This window comes from Vreelandella massiliensis (genome assembly GCF_900155385.1).
GTDB lineage: Bacteria > Pseudomonadota > Gammaproteobacteria > Pseudomonadales > Halomonadaceae > Vreelandella > Vreelandella massiliensis.
Genome location: NZ_LT699745.1, coordinates 1,294,990 through 1,311,052, shown reverse-complemented (window position 1 = coordinate 1,311,052; position 16,063 = coordinate 1,294,990). Strand labels below are relative to the sequence as shown.

Annotated in this window: 15 protein-coding genes and 2 pseudogenes; 3 read left to right on the top strand and 14 right to left on the bottom strand. The window is 58.8% G+C overall.

Annotated features, from left to right (window positions below):
• Positions 1-2: 2 nt before the first annotated feature.
• The 3 genes and pseudogenes from BQ9846_RS10805 to BQ9846_RS17025 all read right to left on the bottom strand — a co-directional run.
• Positions 3-803, bottom strand: coding sequence for a motility protein A (locus tag BQ9846_RS10805; RefSeq protein WP_075880966.1), 801 nt, complete (start codon positions 801-803; stop codon positions 3-5).
• Positions 804-877: 74 nt separating this feature from the next.
• Positions 878-1,468, bottom strand: a pseudogene (locus BQ9846_RS10800) (sigma-70 family RNA polymerase sigma factor); the annotation flags it as partial.
• Between the two features lie 5 nt (positions 1,469-1,473).
• Positions 1,474-1,614, bottom strand: a pseudogene (locus tag BQ9846_RS17025) (LysE family transporter); the annotation flags it as partial.
• A gap of 201 nt (positions 1,615-1,815) precedes the next feature.
• On the opposite strand from BQ9846_RS17025, the gene BQ9846_RS10790 reads away from it, so the two are divergent.
• Both BQ9846_RS10790 and BQ9846_RS10785 read left to right on the top strand, forming a co-directional pair.
• Positions 1,816-2,544 carry a YebC/PmpR family DNA-binding transcriptional regulator gene (locus BQ9846_RS10790; protein WP_075880965.1) on the top strand — a complete coding sequence of 243 codons (729 nt, stop codon included), beginning with the start codon at positions 1,816-1,818 and terminating at the stop codon, positions 2,542-2,544.
• A 139-nt stretch (positions 2,545-2,683) separates the two neighbouring features.
• A complete protein-coding gene (locus BQ9846_RS10785; protein ID WP_075880964.1) occupies positions 2,684-2,944 on the top strand; it encodes a DUF2442 domain-containing protein in 261 nt (86 codons plus the stop codon).
• 35 nt (positions 2,945-2,979) lie between these two features.
• Here BQ9846_RS10785 and BQ9846_RS10780 read toward each other — a convergent pair whose 3' ends face one another.
• From BQ9846_RS10780 to ybaK, 7 genes are all read right to left on the bottom strand, one after another.
• On the bottom strand, positions 2,980-3,513 hold the full coding sequence (locus tag BQ9846_RS10780; RefSeq protein WP_235818956.1) for a hypothetical protein: 534 nt from the start codon (positions 3,511-3,513) through the stop codon (positions 2,980-2,982).
• Between the two features lie 13 nt (positions 3,514-3,526).
• Positions 3,527-3,748, bottom strand: a complete 222-nt coding sequence (locus BQ9846_RS17020) for a hypothetical protein (protein ID WP_235818955.1) — start codon at positions 3,746-3,748, stop codon at positions 3,527-3,529.
• The gene (locus tag BQ9846_RS10775; RefSeq protein ID WP_075880963.1) at positions 3,748-4,755 is read right to left on the bottom strand and encodes a zinc-dependent alcohol dehydrogenase family protein; all 1,008 of its coding nucleotides are present in this window, start codon (positions 4,753-4,755) and stop codon (positions 3,748-3,750) included. The genes BQ9846_RS17020 and BQ9846_RS10775 overlap by 1 nt, the downstream gene beginning before the upstream one ends.
• Before the next feature lie 163 nt (positions 4,756-4,918).
• A complete protein-coding gene (locus tag BQ9846_RS10770; protein ID WP_075880962.1) occupies positions 4,919-5,887 on the bottom strand; it encodes an ABC transporter substrate-binding protein in 969 nt (322 codons plus the stop codon).
• A gap of 129 nt (positions 5,888-6,016) precedes the next feature.
• Positions 6,017-6,871, bottom strand: coding sequence for a PA4780 family RIO1-like protein kinase (locus BQ9846_RS10765; RefSeq protein ID WP_075880961.1), 855 nt, complete (start codon positions 6,869-6,871; stop codon positions 6,017-6,019).
• 9 nt (positions 6,872-6,880) lie between these two features.
• Positions 6,881-8,278 carry an ATP-dependent RNA helicase DbpA gene (gene dbpA / locus BQ9846_RS10760; RefSeq protein WP_075880960.1) on the bottom strand — a complete coding sequence of 466 codons (1,398 nt, stop codon included), beginning with the start codon at positions 8,276-8,278 and terminating at the stop codon, positions 6,881-6,883.
• Between the two features lie 135 nt (positions 8,279-8,413).
• The gene (gene ybaK / locus BQ9846_RS10755; RefSeq protein WP_075880959.1) at positions 8,414-8,881 is read right to left on the bottom strand and encodes a Cys-tRNA(Pro) deacylase; all 468 of its coding nucleotides are present in this window, start codon (positions 8,879-8,881) and stop codon (positions 8,414-8,416) included.
• Positions 8,882-9,112: 231 nt separating this feature from the next.
• Here ybaK and BQ9846_RS10750 point away from each other — a divergent pair, with 231 nt between their 5' ends.
• Positions 9,113-10,522 (top strand): PhoH family protein, encoded by a 1,410-nt coding sequence (locus BQ9846_RS10750; RefSeq protein WP_075880958.1) that lies wholly within the window; start codon positions 9,113-9,115, stop codon positions 10,520-10,522.
• A gap of 45 nt (positions 10,523-10,567) precedes the next feature.
• Here BQ9846_RS10750 and nosR read toward each other — a convergent pair whose 3' ends face one another.
• The 4 genes from nosR to BQ9846_RS10730 are packed head-to-tail and all read right to left on the bottom strand — an operon-like array spanning position 10,568 to position 16,061.
• The gene (nosR, locus tag BQ9846_RS10745) at positions 10,568-11,908 is read right to left on the bottom strand and encodes a response regulator c-di-GMP phosphodiesterase, NosR family (RefSeq protein ID WP_075880957.1); all 1,341 of its coding nucleotides are present in this window, start codon (positions 11,906-11,908) and stop codon (positions 10,568-10,570) included.
• Positions 11,905-12,756, bottom strand: a complete 852-nt coding sequence (locus tag BQ9846_RS10740; protein ID WP_075880956.1) for an ATP-binding protein — start codon at positions 12,754-12,756, stop codon at positions 11,905-11,907. Before BQ9846_RS10740 ends, nosR begins: the two co-directional genes overlap by 4 nt.
• A 33-nt stretch (positions 12,757-12,789) precedes the next feature.
• A complete protein-coding gene (locus BQ9846_RS10735; protein WP_075880955.1) occupies positions 12,790-14,565 on the bottom strand; it encodes a complex I subunit 5 family protein in 1,776 nt (591 codons plus the stop codon).
• Positions 14,562-16,061, bottom strand: coding sequence for a complex I subunit 5 family protein (locus tag BQ9846_RS10730; RefSeq protein ID WP_235818954.1), 1,500 nt, complete (start codon positions 16,059-16,061; stop codon positions 14,562-14,564). Before BQ9846_RS10730 ends, BQ9846_RS10735 begins: the two co-directional genes overlap by 4 nt.
• Positions 16,062-16,063: the final 2 nt, after the last annotated feature.

The window sequence follows — 16,063 nt, the reverse complement described above, 5'->3', positions numbered from 1 at the left end:
CGCTACCCCTTACCCTTGCGCGTTTTGACATTAGGATCGCGAATTTCGTCGTGGTAGTTGGCGACAAAGGAGTTGAGCGTCTCCTCGATAAACGAGGGCAGCCGGCGCTTAGTGATCAACGAGATCCCTTCCAGCACCATGTTCATGGTGATCAAGCGCTCTTCGGTGCGCCGCTCTAGCTTGACCGCGATGGGCTTGAAAATCAGATTGGCGAGCAAGATGCCGTAGAAGGTCGTCAGCAGCGCCACCGCCATGCGCGGGCCGATGATCTCTAAATCCCCCGCGTCCATGACTTCCAGCATATTGACGAGCCCCACCAAGGTCCCGATCATCCCGAACGCCGGCGCGTAGGTGGCCATGGTGCGAAAAATCTGCGCCTCGGCGTGCTCGCGCGCTTTCAGCCGCGCAATCCGCCAGCGCAGCATGTCGAAAATCTCATCCTCTTTGGTATTGGCGATCACCAGCTGAATGCCCGAGCGCAGAAAGGGGTTGCGGGTGTACTCCAACGCCTCTTCCACCGCGCGCACGTCGCCTTTAAACCAGAGCCGCGACATGTCCACGAGCTCTTTAATGTCGTCGCGCACATAGGTGTTTTCGCGCCGAAAAACCACGCCCACCAGGCGCACCACGCGCAGCACTTCGCGCAGGGGGTAACTGATAAACGTCGCCGCCAGCGTCCCGGTGATGACAATCGCCAGCCCCGGCAAATTAAGAAAGCTTTCGGGCGACTCCGCGGTAAAAAAGAGCACGCTCACCAGCAATACGATGCTGGCAAACATACCGATTAGCGTTGAAGGATTCATCAACGGCTCCTTGCCGGTCACGTCAAGTCAAAAAAACGCGTGCGCTCGGCACGCCTGAAGTGCAACGGCTCCGCTTAGGCGGAGTCGTTCAATTTTGCCCGCAGGCGGCTGACCGCCTGACTGTGGAGCTGAGATACCCGCGATTCGGTCACGCCAAGCACCGCCCCGACCTCTTTTAAGTTCAGCTCTTCTTGGTAGTAGAGCGCCATGAGGAGTTTTTCCCGCTCGGGCAGCAGATCGATGGCGGCGACGAGGCGTTCGCGCTGCTGGCTATCGAGCAGCTGCTCAAACGGCTGGCTCTGCGCCCCCTGCTCGGCGGCGGGCTCGCCGCTCTCCTCCACCAGCGCCTCGTAGGGCAAAAGCTGCCCGCTATTGGTGTCGTGCAGCAGTTGCTGATACTCACCCAGCGGCATCTCCAGCTCGGCGGCGATTTCGCCCTCTTCCGGCGCCCGCCCAAGCCGCTGCTCCAGTTCGCGCACGGCCTCATCCACGGCCCGCGCCGGCGCCGGTAAGCGGTGGGAAGCGCGCGGCGCAGTCCCTCGGCAAGCAACACCGAGGCCACGCCATGTAGCGCCACCATTTCCGCGCTCGGCGGTGTGATCGCCTCCTGCCAGAGGTAGGCCGCCCCACCCCAGGTCACCAGCTGAAACAGCAGCGGAAAGCTTGCCATCAACGCGCCCAAACCCAATACGGTCAGCAGTGCGTAAAAGCCCACGCCCAAGGCATGGAAAAGCCCCGCCGTGACTCCCGGCATGCGCCCCCCGCCCAAGGTGTGGCGCAGCACCAGCGCCAAACTCGGCCCCGGCGACATCGCCCCCATGGCGCAAATAGCGGCCAATGATAGCCATAGCGAAAACGGCATGAAGTTCCTCCTTGAGCAGTACAAAAACGCTCAAGTGTAGCGCAAATCCCGACCTACTGAGAGCGCAATAACGCTGTTAGGCAAAGGGGTTGTCGAGTAAGATTGTGGCTTTTCATACCACCAGCGATATCAACGACACAGGAGTTGACGATGGGTAGGGCTTTTCAGAACCGTAAAGAATCCATGGCCAAAACGGCCGCTGCTAAAACCAAGGTTTACAGCAAATATGGGCGCGAAATTTACGTCTGCGCCAAATCCGGCGGCACCGACCCTAACAGTAACCTGACGCTGCGCGGTTTGATCGAACGGGCCAAAAAAGACCAGGTACCCTCGCATGTGATCGACAAAGCCCTGGATAAAGCCAGCGGCGCCGGCGGCGAAGACTTCTCCGCCGCGCGCTACGAAGGCTTTGGCCCCGGCAATGCGATGGTGATCGTTGAGTGCTTGACCGATAATCCTAACCGCACCTTTGGCGATGTGCGCGGCTGCTTTACCAAAACCAAAAGCAAGATCGGCACCCCCGGCAGCGTCAGCCACATGTTTGATCACTGCGCGATTTTCGCCTTCGAAGGCGACGACGAAGAGACCGTGCTCGAAGCGCTGATGGAAGCCGACGTGGATGTCACCGACATCGAGCACGAAGAGGGCCGCATCACCGTCTTCGCCCCTCACACCGATTACGCCAAGGCCAAACAAGCACTGCTCGACACCTTCGGCGAGATCGACTTCGAGGCTGACGAGATTCAGTTTCTGCCGCAAACCACCACTCCGGTGGAGGGCGATGACGTCGCGGCCTTCGAGAAACTGCTGTATATGCTCAACGACCTCGACGACGTGCAAAACGTCTACCACAGCGGCGAGCTGCCGGAGAACGCGTAAACACCACTGGTAAAGGTTCACCATGCCCGTCATTTCAATGTATGGATTGAACCCGCACCGCGATGAATTGATGGCCGACTGGGAGTTGGCCATCGCCGGAGAAGCCCTTTACAAAATTGACCCCTTATGAGGTGTGACGATGTACTGGGATGTAAAAGAAGTGCGCCCAATGGACAACTATCAAATTTTCGTTGAGCTTGAAGATGGCCGGAAGGGCGTTTTTGACCTTAAACCGTACCTCAACCACGGCATATTTAAGGAACTGAAAGACAAAGCGTATTTCTCGCAGGTTGGCGTTTTTTTAGGGGCTGTCACTTGGCCTCATGAGCAAGATATTGCGCCTGAGACATTACTCGCCGGATTAAAACCCGTTAAAGACAGTCTGGCCGAGCCACACTGATTGATGATTACACTGGTTCTCAGCGCTTCCTAAACTTACTTTGGTGCTTTAAATAGGGCATCCTGCGGCACAAATATCCACCCTTCTGCCGCTGGCATCTCAGCCGGCGGCCAGGCGAGAAGCGCGCAAGCGTGCTCCAAGCTCCACGCCACCAAAGCACACAGCCAGGCATCCTGCAGATCCTGCTGCTTCGGCGTGGGCGTGGTGAGCGCACTTTGCCACTCGGCGGGAAGCTGACAGCGTGCTTGAAGGTTTGCCAGCGCCGCTGAGCGCTTGGCGGGGGATGGGTACCCTTCAACCGCCATGAGCGCCCCATCGTCACTCTGCCACTGTCCACACGCGATAATATGCGGCGCAAAGCGTGCCAGTAGGTGCATACCCTTGGTGGCTTGGCTGCCAATCATGTCCTTGATCGGCGATAACGGCGTCACGCCGTGCTTAAACAGCCAGCGCTCGGTTTGCCGATATAGGTAGGGGTTATCTTGGGAGCGGCCCAAGGAGGCGGCTGGCTCACCACGGGCCAAGGCTAAAAGCGCCTGGGGTAGCGCCAACGGCGTATCGATCGCCATCACGAACCGTTCGTTACCGCTTGCGGTGAGGCCACACAGCCAGCAGCCGTGTGACCAAATCTCGTGGCGAGGCCGCCGCGTTTAGCGTTTCGCGCAGATTGCCCCGCCACGGCGTGCCTAGCATATTTAACGAGGCATCCAGCAGCACCAGCGCATCACGGCTGGCCGGGTTGTGATCGCAGTTCCAGCCGCCGACATCCCAGCCAAGATACACTGCACGGCCTCTTTCACTCATCAGAACGTCAGGCAGATCTTGCCGAAGTGCTTCCCGGCTTCTTCGTGACGGAAGGCATCGGCGATCTCGCTCAAGGCGAACTCGCGGTCGATGACAGGGCGCATGCCAGTGGCGTTGATGGCGCGCACAAACTCAATCTGATCACGACGGTTGCCCACAATCAGCCCTTTGAGGGTCGCTTGCTTGGCCATGAGCTTGGCGGTAGGCACCTCGCCCTCGCGGCCGGTGAGAATACCAATCAGGGCAATGTGGCCGCCGATTTTGACCGCGTCGATCGACTGCGGCAGGGTACCGGGGCCACCCACCTCAATGACATGGTCCACGCCTTCGCCATTGGTTAACGCTTTGACCTCTTTGCCCCACTCGGGAGTGGTTTTGTAGTTGATCACATGCTCGGCGCCCATCTCCTTGAGCCGCTCAAGCTTGGCATCGGACGACGACGTGGCAATCACGCGGGCGCCCATCATCTTGGCAATCTGAAGCCCGAAAATAGACACGCCGCCGGTCCCTAACACTAAAACCGTTTCTCCAGCTTTCAGGCCGCCATCCACGACCAACGCACGCCAAGCCGTCAACCCGGCGGTGGTCAGCGTGGCGGATTCGGCGTGGCTGTAGCCCTCTGGCTGATGGGTGAAGGAGGTCGCTGGCGCAACGACTTGTTCGCGGGCGTAGCCTTCAACGCCATCGCCCGGCGTGGTGCGAAAATCGCCCACGCGCGCCGGGCCCTCCTGCCACTGGGGGAAGAAGGTGGAGACCACGCGATCGCCCACGGCGAATTCGCTTACGCCCTCACCCACGGCGTCAACAACGCCCGCGCCGTCGGACATGGGGATACGGCCCTCTTCGGTGGGAATCATCCCCGTGACCACGGCGTAGTCGTGGAAATTAAGCGAGCTGGCGTGCAGGCGCACGCGTATTTCGCCTGGCCCGGGTTCTCCAGGTGCTTGCATGTCGACTATTTTGAGGTTGTCTAAGCCACCCGGTGCTTTCACTTGAATCGCTTGCATCGTCGTTGTCTCCTAATCAGAAGTGTCATTCAAGCGTAGACCTTGGGGCGGTCAGCGGTGACGTCAAGGGCTGAAACGGCCAGAGCCTAAAAGGCCCGCGTCACGCGGGCCAGCTGATCAAACGTCCTCTCAAGAGCGAGAAGCACTGCAAAAGTGACTGCGCTTATTCCGCCTCTAGCTTCAACTGCGTATTAACGGCCTCCCAGGCGGCGCTGCCCTCTGTGGTCGTTACGCCTTCAAGAAAGGCTTGCACGCGTTCGGGGTTATCGCGCATCCACTCTAGCGCTACCTGCTCGGGCTCACGCTCCTCATAGCTAAAGCCATAAATCATGGCGCTTTGATCTTCTGCGCTAAACGCGATTTGATCCAAGAGACGCGTCGCGTTGGGGTTCGCCGCGTAAAAATCACGGGTCACCAGCGTTTTGACATCACTTCTGCCGCCGCTTTCCCCCCAGATATTTTCAGGGTCGTCAAGGTAGCGGATATCGTACTCAATATTCATCCAGTGCGGCGTCCAGCCGGCAAAAACGATCCACTCGTCTCGGTTGATGGCATCAGCGGCGGCACTCAGCATGCCCGGCGTGGACGTTTCCGAGAGCTTCCAGTCACCCAGCCCGTAAACATCGTCGTCTACGGCGGCATTGAGTAGGTCACTCATTCCCGAGCCGACTTCAATGGAGTAAATCGTCTGATCAAGACGCTCAGCAAACGCTTCGTTGGCGAACTGCGCAGCGGAGGTGAGTCCAGCATCGTACACATAGGTTGGCACGGCAAAGCCCAGCCGGGCGCCATCCACGTTGTTACCCAAATCCACGATGGTATCGCGCGCCATGGCCGTCTCGTACATGCCGTTTTGCGCGGGGAGCCAGGCGGCCATGAAGGCATCGATTTCACCTTGATTCATGGCTTCATAGGTAATCGTGGAGCCAAGTTCCTGCTGACGCACCTCGTAGCCCAGCGCCTCCAGTAGCTGTGCCGTCAGGGCGGTTTTGACCGTGACACCGGGCCACGCCGGCACGGCAAAACGCACTGTCTCAGCGTTATCTTGCGCCAAGGAAGGGGCGCTCAACAGCATTGATGAGAGCAGAAAACCACTCGCGGTAGCGGCGCTTACCCAACGCGAACACGTCATAAGAAATTCCTCTGTGGCGATAAGAAGCGCTGAGATTACACCGCTAGGCGGCCGCGTGACTAGTGCGTCGTCTCCCCCTCTGTGGCTCTTTGGCGTGCTAACCCGCTGGCGATACGGCTTCAACCGCCCTCAATCATCGTCGTCATCGCGCATACGCGCCTGGCGCTCGGCCTCTTCCTCTTTCGCATCGTCGATCACTTCCATCAACTCGTCGACGTTGGCGATGTGCGAATCCACCTCAAAGTGGCCGGTAAGCGTACTCTCCGGGTGCAGCTCGCCGGCTTCGTACAACGCCCACATCTCTTTGCCGTACTGGGTGGTCAAAAGCTCGGGGGCAAAGCGGCCAAAGTAAGCGCGCATGTTGTTCACGTCGCGCTCCAGCATCGCGGCGGCGCTGTTATTGCCGGCGGCGTTCACGGCCTGGGGCAGGTCGATAATCACCGGCCCCTCGGCGTCGAGTAGCACGTTAAACTCCGACAAATCCCCGTGGATCAAACCGGCGCAGAGCATCTTGACCACGTCTTGTATCACTTTGGCGTGGTAGCGTAGCGCCTGCTCTTGGGTCAACGTGACATCACCCAGGCGCGGTGCCACATCGCCCTCGGCGTCGCTGATCATCTCCATCAATAGCACACCATCGACGAAGCCGTAGGGCTTTGGCACGCGCACGTCTGCCCCGGCCAACTGATAGAGCGCGTCGACCTCGGCGGTTAGCCACGCCTGCTCCTGCTCTTTTTGTCCGTAACGTGTCTTCTTGGCCATCGCCCTGGCCCGGCGGCTGTTACGCTCTTTGCGCCCTTCCTGGTACTGCACCGCCTGCTTAAAGCTGCGCTGCTTGGCCTCTTTGAACACCTTGGCGCAGCGCACGTCATCGCCGCAGCGCACCACGTACACCTGCGCTTCCTTGCCGCTCATCAGCTGCATCAGCACCTCGTCGATCATGCCATCGTCGACCAGGGGCTGTAATCGTTTGGGTATTTTCATCGCACACACTTAAAAACGGACACGACGGACCTTGAAGGCTCGCCCTTTTAATTTATCGCGCTCAAGCTTGGCTTGAGCCGGTTGAATCGCGCGGCGCTCCACCGCGACATAAGCGCTACGGGCCAGCACTTTGATTTTGCCTACCTGTTCGCCACGCAAGCCCCCTTCCCCGGTCAGTGCCCCGAGAATATCGCCCGGGCGCAGCTTGTCTTTTTTGCCCCCCGCGAGTTGCAACGTGGCCATGGGGGGCTCAAACGGGGCGCTGTTCGGCGCCTTGGGTAAGGCTTCGGTGGTAAGTGGTTCACCCAGCAGATCCGCTAAGCGCTCCAGCCGATAGGTGTCCTGGGGCGCCACTAAGGTACAGGCAACGCCGCTCGCGCCGGCCCGCCCGGTGCGGCCCACACGGTGGACATGCACCTCGAGTTCGCGGGCAATCTGGTAGTTGAAGACGGCGTCGAGCTCGGCGATATCCAAGCCCCTTGCGGCAACATCGGTCGCCACCAGAATCGAGGCGCTCTGGTTGGCAAAAAGGATGAGTACGCGGTCGCGATCTTTCTGCTCTAAATCACCGTGTAGCGCTAAGGCGCCAAAACCTGCCTCGACCAGCCCATCGGCCACCGCTTGGGTTTCGCGCTTGGTATTACAAAACACCACGCTACTTGTCGGCCGTTTTGCCAATAGCAGCGTTTTGAGCGCGGCAAAGCGCGACTCATCGTTTGCGACGGCATAAAAGCGCTGCGCGATGCTGCTGGCATCGTGGGTCTCATGCACGTTCACCGTCACGGGGTCGCGCATCACGCCGCGCGTCATCGCCGCCAGGCCACCGGCTGCCTGCTCATCGGGAAACGTCGCGCTGAACAGCAGCGTCTGACGCTTGGCGGGGGTATCGGCAATGATGGCATCGATCGCGGCTTGAAAGCCCATATCGAGCATCCGATCAGCCTCATCCAGCACCAGCGTTGTCAGCGCGTTGAGCAAAAGCGAGCCTTTGCGCAGGTGCTCGTCGATGCGCCCGGGCGTGCCCACGACAATATGCGCGCCGTGCGCAAGCGAGCTTAGCTGCGGCCCAAAGGGCGCGCCACCGCACAGGGTTAACACCTTCACATTGGGCATTGCGCGGGCCAAGCGGCGCAGCTCTTCGGCCACTTGGTCGGCCAGCTCACGCGTGGGGCAAAGCACCAGACCCTGCACCGCGAAGTCTTCCACGCGCAGCCCCGCCAGTAGCGCCAGCCCGAACGCGGCGGTTTTACCCGAGCCGGTCTTGGCCTTTGCGAGCACATCGCCCCCGGCCAGCATCGGCGGCAAGCTTTGCGCTTGCACCGGGGTCATGTGGTGATAGCCAAGGGCGTCAAGGTTAGACAGCAGCGCTGGCGGAAGCGCTAAAGAAGCAAAAGAGGTGTCGGACACAAAAAATTCCTGAAGGGGCGAAAAGCCCGGCAAAACAAAAACGGCGCACGGGGCCTGTTACCCGGCACGCCACTGTCTATTCAGTACACTCACTATCCATTACAGTATCAGAAAGGCACTTTGGCCGCGCGGCGATTACACCGCGATCGCCGCCAAACGCCCACCGGTGAGCGCGATAAGATCGCTTGGGGCTAGCACCATCTCAAGCCCTCGGCGGCCGGCGCTGACGTAAAGCGTTGCCTGGGTTTGGGCGCTGTCATCCACCACGGTTAAGAGGCGCTTTTTCTGCCCCAAGGGGCTGACGCCCCCGAGCACGTAGCCGGTTGCGCGCTCGATCTCTTCGGGGGTGGCCATGGCGGCCTTTTTGGCCCCCGCTGCCTTGGCGATCTGCTTTAAGCCTAGCTGACGGTTGACCGGCACAATGCCGACGGCAAGCGCCTTGCCATCCAGCGCCACCACTAGGGTTTTAAACACTTGCTCGGCAGCAACGCCGAGTTTCTCCGCCGCTTCCCATCCGTACGAGGGCGCCGCTGCGTCGTGCGGGTACTCATGAAGCTGAAAGGCAATCCCGGCTTTTTTGGCCTGTTCCACCGCTGGCGTCATCGTTAACTCGCTTTCGTGTCACTGAACTGGGACGCTCAAAACCGTGCGTTGAAGCGCGAATCTGGCAAAACCGCACAAAGCCCACCACGCTAAGATCAAATATAGGCCAAAGAGGAGTCAAGTGAGTACGCCGGGGAACGACACGGTTATGTCCACGTTTTGCCTGTCACACCGTTGTAAAACGTGCCTGCCAGTGTCGACGTTGCCGTCAACCAAGGAGTGCTACCCATAATGGTTCGACTTGAGAAGAAAGCCACGCGGCTTTACGTGCTGGACACCAACGTTTTAATCCATGACCCCATGGCGCTTTACCACTTCGACGAGCACGATGTGGTCATTCCCATGACCGTTTTAGAGGAGCTGGATAAACATAAAAACGGCATCCGCGAAATTGCCCGCACCGCTCGGCAAATCAGCCGTACCCTCTCCGACCTTACCCATCACGCTACCTTTGACGATATTCAGCGCGGCATTCCGATTCCCCGCGCCACCGGCACGGCCGGCCGCCTGCGCTTTCTCTGTTACAACGACCTAAAACCGCTCGACAATTTGGAGGCAAGCCCCGATAACCGCCTGCTCGCAGAGACCTGCCGGCTGCGCGAAGAGCGCCCCGATGCCTCGGTGATTTTGATCAGCAAGGATATCAACCTGCGGGTCAAAGCCGCGGCGCTCAAGGTACCGGTGGAGGATTATCTTAGCGATCGCGCCTTCGACGACAGCGACGCCATGATCGAGGGCGCCCAGGTTTACGCCGGCGCTGATCAGCGCGGGACAACGCTATGGGAGTCGCTTAACGTCGATGTCACCGTGGAACGCGTCGAGCACCGTACCTTTTATCAACTCAAAGGCCAGATGCCACGCGAATGGCACGTCGGCATGCTGGTCTCCGACAGCGAAAACGGCGCCGAGTTCGAAGCCATCGTCCGCGAGCTTTCGCCCTCCACCGCTCGCCTGCAGCTTTTAACCAACTATCGTCACCATGACGGGGTATGGGGTGTCCACGCCCACGATAGCCGCCAGAATTTTACCTTAAACCTGCTGATGGATCCCGAGATTGATCTGGTGACCATTGCCGGCAACGCCGGCACCGGCAAGACCTTTATGACGCTCGCCGCGGCGTTTCAACAAACCCTTGATGCTAAACAGTTTGAACGCGTGGTGTTTACCCGCGCGCCGATTCCCATGGGCGAGGATATCGGCTTTCTACCGGGTACCGAAGAGGAGAAGATGTCGCCGTGGATGGGCGCGTTTCACGACAACATGGACAACCTGTTACGCAACGAGGAGGGCGAATCGAGCTGGGACAGCGGCGCTACCCGGCAGCTGATCGGCTCGCGGGTGCAGATTCGCGCCCCCAGCTTTATGCGCGGGCGCACATTGAACGATACGTTTTTGATCATCGATGAGGCGCAGAACTTTACCCCCAAACAGCTCAAAGCCCTGATCAGCCGTGCCGGGCGCAATACCAAAATTGTGTGCCTGGGCAACGTCGGCCAAATCGATACGCCCTACCTCACCGCCAACACCTGCGGCATGGCCGCCGTGGTCGAGCGCTTTCGCGACTGGCCCCACGCCGGCCACATCACCTTGAAAAGCGTGGAGCGCTCGCGCCTGGCCCTGGCCGCCGAAGCGCTTTTATAGACCCATGTCTTTCCACCCCTTCCTGCCTACATCGGCGGGAAGGGGTTAGGTTTCCGTTTCTTCATCGTCAACCAGCGCCTCTTCATCCGGCGTGCGCACCAGCAGGGTGTAGCGGATCGATTCGGTGCTCTCGAAGCTGATAAGCTTATCGATCAGCCCTGCGGTCAATTCGCGACCTTCATTCAGCAGCAAATGCCCCGCTTTGGAGTGCAAGTCGCGCACCAGGATCATGCCCGGCTCCAGCTTATCGGTACTCAGCGCCAATACCGAGGCATCGGTAATGCCCATATCCGGCGCGTGGTCGTGCAAAAACGCCACCAGCTCGCGGCTTAGCGCCGGATCGTACACCCGGCCCGAGAGCTTTTCGAGCAGCATAAGGGCATTATCGCGGCTCACGTGGCGATCCAGCATCAGCCCGCGTTGCAGCTCAATAAAATCGACGCATAAGCGCAGCAGGCGCGCCCCCCAAGGGATCGCCTCCTCTTTAAGGTGATCAGGAAAGCCACTGCCATTCCAGCGCTCTTGATGGTGGCGGATCAGCTTGGCCGCGCCTTGCAAAGGCTCCAGCGCCATCAACAGCTCACCCGCCGTTTCAGGATATTTCTGGTAGCGGTCGCGGTCATCGCCAAACATCTTCTCCGACGCAAGCCCAAGCAGGTGGTCGTCCCAGCCAAGCTTGCCCAGGTTATACAGCGAGGCGGCCATCAGCAGGTCACGGTTTAGCGCTTCATCCACCGGATGAACTTGCAAAAATGCCTTGATCACCTGGGTAATTTGGCTATTGGTTTGATGCTGCTTGGGTAAGCGCATATTAATCAGCGACGAAAACACCCGGGTGGTGGTGACATAGCTGCGCTTGAGTGCTTCGTGGGCGCTATCAAGCTGGCTCGCCACCTGCTGTAGCTCCGAGGTGCGCGCCTCAACCCGCGCTTCGAGTTCGCTGTTAAAGCGCTTAAGCTCTTCATTTTGTGCGTGGGTCAGCGCCTCTAGCCGCTGGCGCTCTTGCTCGCTTTCGTGGAAGGCAACCGCCTGGCGCAAATTGAAGCGTAAATCGTCATCGTTCCACGGCTTCGCAATGTAATGGTAGATATGACCATCGTTAATCGCGCGCGTCACCGCCTCTAAATCTTGATGACCGGTGAGCAGTATGCGGATGCAGTCGGGGTAGCGGGCTTGAACGCGGCTCAAGAGTTCAGCACCGTCCATACCAGGCATTTTGCTGTCCGAAACCACGACGTTGGTGGGCTCGTCAGCCAGTATTTCCAGCGCTTCTTCACCGCTGCTAGCCGTCTGAACGCGATACGTCTCGCCTCGTAGTACCCGCCGTAGGGCGCTCAGCACATTCGGTTCATCATCAACGATCAATACCCTGGCCGATTGACTCATTCGCTCGCCTCCCGCGGTCGCGCGTCTTGGTGAATCGGTAGCCAAACGCGAAAACGTGTGCCCGCGCCCGGCTCGCTGAAGACCTCAATATCGCCGCTGTGCTTGGTCACAATGCTGTAGGAGAGTGAAAGTCCAAGCCCCGTGCCTTCGCCCATGGGCTTGGTGGTGTAAAAAGGTTCGAATAAACGTGGAATCTGCTCCTGAGAGATGCCTTTGCCGGTATCCTCAATTTCAAACCAAACGAGATCGCCTTCCTGGCCGGTACGCACGTAAATCGTGCCGCGACTTTCAATCGCATGGGCGGCATTGGTCAACAGGTTCAGTACCACCTGGTTGAGCTGCGACGGCAAGCACTCCACCTCGGGCAACTCGGAAAACGCTTTCTTCACGTCGGCTTTGTATTTGATTTCGTTGTTCACCAGGTTCAGCGTGGTGTCGATGCCGCGATGGATATCCGCGTAGCTAAACGTATCCTCTTCAATATGCGAAAAATCCTTAAGCGCCGTGATGATGCTTTTAACCCGTTCGATACCCTCCTCAGACTCGCGAATCAAATCCTGAACGTCGCTGCGAATATAGGCGTAATCGCTCATTTGCTTGAAGCGCTTCAACTCATCCAGAGAGGAGACGTTATCGATGGTATCGATTAGCTTGATTAACTCTTGGACGTAATCGGCAAGGGTCGTCAAATTGGAGAAGACATACCCCACCGGGTTATTGATCTCATGCGCCACCCCTGCCGCTAACTGGCCAATGGAGGCCAGCTTTTCTGACTGCAACAGGTACGCCTGCGCGCTATCAAGCTCTTCTATCAAGGCCTGATTGGACAGTGTGGAACGGTTTGGCATCAACTCCCCCTTACTTGGCTTATTTTTATATTGCTAAAGTAGCATCAACAAGGCAAACACCAGCGCCAGCGCCATCATCAGGCCGCTTGTGTGCTGGCGCATCCAGACTTCGTAGGAAATGATGCGTGCCAGTATCCGCATCATGCGTTGCTCAGCCCGCAAGCAGGCTTTCACCGTACGCTTTTTACGCGCGGATAAATTCTCGGCCTGCGCTTGAACACGCGTCAGCACCCATGCCGCCCAAGAAGCATACAACCACCACGCATCCCCTGCCGGTAGGCGAACGTCCGACACCGGCCAGCGACGTAATAGCCCTAATCCCACCGTCACTAACCCTACGCCGGCGACATAGGGCCATATCAAGCCCCACCATTCACTCACCGATGGAAACTCAAGGCTATCGGGTGGAAGCGGCAGCCATAACGGTGTGAGCAGCGCGGCCATGATCGCGGCTAACCAGCCACCAAGCGAGCAGGCGTTACTTCCTGGCTCGCCCCACTGCTGCCACTGACGCCAAAGCGTGGCACTCATCAGCAGCGAGGTACCCACGGCGGCAACGGTTAAAAGCGTCATCAGCCCTGTGTGCTCATGCGCATAAAGTGCGCTTTTTATGCTCCATTTGCTTACCATGCCGGCACCGATTGCGCCCGCCAAGGAGAGTCCAGGCAATGCCAACCCCCCAAACAGTAACACCTTTGGCATACGCGGCGGATGCTCACTGAGGCCCGTGCCCATAAACAGCGCCCCCTTTGTCAGGGCATGGTGCGCGGCAAAAAGCACAATCGCCGGCAACAGAAGCGGCCAGGTAGCAGGGGCAATCAAGCCCATCGCTACCAGCGCTGTGAGCATTCCCATCTGGCTGATGCTGGAGTATGCCAGTACGGCTTTTGGGTGACGCTGCCAAACGCCATAGAGCGCCGCTCCAAACGCCGCGACTAACCCTAAGACCAGCATAAAACGCCCCAGCACGGCAAAGTCACCGTGAGCCTCTAACACGCCAAGCGGCAGCACGTTAAGCCAGCCTAACAAGCCCGCTTTGATCACCGCTCCGCTAAGCACCGCACTGGCGGGCGCCGGTGCCACCGGATGCGCCAGCGGAAGCCACACGTGCAGCCCAATCACGCCCGCTTTCACACCCAGCCCAAGCCACAGCAGTAAGGCCATCCATACCCCCTGTTCAGCGCTGGCAATCCCCTCGCGCAGGCCTGGCAGCGTTACGGTTTGTGCCTCGCCAGCGCCCCACAGCAATCCCCCCAGCATCAACCCTTCGCCGAGTATGGCCAGAATCAGGTAGGCACGGCCGCCATGCAGTGCCCGACGGGTGCCGGTATGCACCACCAGGCCGTAACCGGCGAAGGTCATTAATGCAAACCCCAGATAGAAGCTGGCGATATCTTCCGCGATGATCAGCAAAAGGTTGCCGGTCAACGTCAAAGGCCACAGAACCGCCAGACGCATCATGCGACGCTGCGCATCGCTTTCCCCCGTTTGCGCTTTTTGTTGTTCAGCGGCGAAATAGCCCCGCGCATACAGCGCCGAAAAGCTCCATAACAGCGCCGTAAACGCCAGCCAAGCGCGGCTGATAGCATCAAGCTCCCATAGCGAGCCCAATAGCCAACTGTCCATGGTCCACTGAGCTTCACCCAAAAAGGGCAGTAACAGCGCCGGCCAAGGGGCCGACACCCATGCCCAGGTGAGATAAACGGGCTGATTTACAGGAGATTGGTTGTAAAAGCAGGCAAGGCTCCTGAGTGCCAATACGAGCGGCCAACCCAGCGCCAACGGTAGCACCAGATCGACGAGGCTCATGGCATATACTCCTGCGTCGCTACCCGCGTGGCCCAGTCCAATGGGCTAAAGGGCAGCCCGGCCAAAAGCCCTGCCAATACACTGATAAGCGCCGTCAACATGGCCGGCCATAGCAGCCAGCCACTGGTTTCCAGACGCCCCAACTTGCGCTCCTCAGGCCATTCGCCTTGACCGTGCGATGGTCCCTGGCGAAACCAGAGACGGTGCAGCACGGGCAAAAAATAACATGCGTTTAATGTGCTGCTCAGCACCAGCACGAGTACCACAATGGGCATATTTGCCTGAACAGCACCCACGCCGAGATACCATTTGCTGATAAAACCGGCGATCGGCGGCAGACCTATCATCCCAAACGCCCCTATCGTAAACGCGATACTGGTCAGCGGCATGCGCCGTCCCGCGCCGTTGAGGTCGTCAATCCGGTGAATCCCTAGCTCTTCAGCATAATTGCCCGCACAAAAGAACAGCGTCACTTTCATGAAGCCCTGATGGAGAAGATGCACCAGCGCTCCAATGGTGCCAAAGGGCCCCAAGAGGCTCACCCCCAACAGCACGTATGACACTTGACTGATCGTCGAAAAAGCCAATAGAGGCTTCAGTTCCTGCTGGGCAATCGCTCGCGAGGAGCCGTAAATAATAGTGATCGAGGCCATTACCGCCAGCAGCGTGGTCATGCCAAGCGAACTGGTCAGCGCAATGCCGTAAACGTCATACACCACGCGCAAGATACCAAACGCCCCTGCCTTGACCACCGCCACCGCATGAAGCAGAGCGCTGACCGGTGCGGGGGCCACCATGGCGCGTGGTAGCCATCCATGCAGTGGGACCATCGCCGCTTTGACACCCAACCCGCCCACCAAGAGCACAAAAATCACGCTTAACGGTATGCCGTGGCTTGATAGATAGTCACTAAGCGTCGAAGGCTCGGAAAAAGAGAGGTTACCGGCCAGGCTATGCAGCCATACCACCGCTAAAAACAGCACCACTCCCGCGGTCATGGTGTAACGCAAATAAACGCGCCCTGCCGCCAGCACCGTGTCATTCCCACGGTGCACCACTAGAGGGTAAGTTGAGAGAGTGAGTATTTCGTAGAAAATCAAAAAGGTGAAAAGATTACCCGCCAGCGCGATGCCCAGTGTGCTGGCGACACAGAGGCTAAAGAAACCAAAAAAGCGCTTGCGGTTGGGAGAGTCTTCCAAATAGCCAATGGCATAGATCGTGGTGCATAGCCATAAAATCGACGATAACCCGGCAAACATTACCCCCAGCGCGTCGGCGCGCAGCACAAAGGTGACGCCTTCAACCACCGGCAGGCTAAAGGTATCCTCCTGGCCACCGACGATGCGTACCACCATAATCCCCACCAGGAGAGCTTTACCCACCGCGGCACTCAAGTTGACCCAGGTACGCAGCCGCCAAGCGTTTTCCGGCAGCAAGAAAATAATCGCCGCGGCCATCAACGACATGGCCAGGGCAACAACCGGAAGCCACGCCATGT

Coding starts and splice junctions, on each gene's coding strand:
- BQ9846_RS10805 (WP_075880966.1), bottom strand. CDS start 803: ATGAATCCTTCAACGCTAATCGGTATGTTTGCCAGCATCGTATTGCTG.
- BQ9846_RS10790 (WP_075880965.1), top strand. CDS start 1,816: ATGGGTAGGGCTTTTCAGAACCGTAAAGAATCCATGGCCAAAACGGCC.
- BQ9846_RS10785 (WP_075880964.1), top strand. CDS start 2,684: ATGTACTGGGATGTAAAAGAAGTGCGCCCAATGGACAACTATCAAATT.
- BQ9846_RS10780 (WP_235818956.1), bottom strand. CDS start 3,513: ATGGCGATCGATACGCCGTTGGCGCTACCCCAGGCGCTTTTAGCCTTG.
- BQ9846_RS17020 (WP_235818955.1), bottom strand. CDS start 3,748: ATGAGTGAAAGAGGCCGTGCAGTGTATCTTGGCTGGGATGTCGGCGGC.
- BQ9846_RS10775 (WP_075880963.1), bottom strand. CDS start 4,755: ATGCAAGCGATTCAAGTGAAAGCACCGGGTGGCTTAGACAACCTCAAA.
- BQ9846_RS10770 (WP_075880962.1), bottom strand. CDS start 5,887: ATGACGTGTTCGCGTTGGGTAAGCGCCGCTACCGCGAGTGGTTTTCTG.
- BQ9846_RS10765 (WP_075880961.1), bottom strand. CDS start 6,871: ATGAAAATACCCAAACGATTACAGCCCCTGGTCGACGATGGCATGATC.
- ybaK (WP_075880959.1), bottom strand. CDS start 8,881: ATGACGCCAGCGGTGGAACAGGCCAAAAAAGCCGGGATTGCCTTTCAG.
- BQ9846_RS10750 (WP_075880958.1), top strand. CDS start 9,113: ATGGTTCGACTTGAGAAGAAAGCCACGCGGCTTTACGTGCTGGACACC.
- nosR (WP_075880957.1), bottom strand. CDS start 11,908: ATGAGTCAATCGGCCAGGGTATTGATCGTTGATGATGAACCGAATGTG.
- BQ9846_RS10740 (WP_075880956.1), bottom strand. CDS start 12,756: ATGCCAAACCGTTCCACACTGTCCAATCAGGCCTTGATAGAAGAGCTT.
- BQ9846_RS10735 (WP_075880955.1), bottom strand. CDS start 14,565: ATGAGCCTCGTCGATCTGGTGCTACCGTTGGCGCTGGGTTGGCCGCTC.
- BQ9846_RS10730 (WP_235818954.1), bottom strand. CDS start 16,061: ATGGCGTGGCTTCCGGTTGTTGCCCTGGCCATGTCGTTGATGGCCGCG.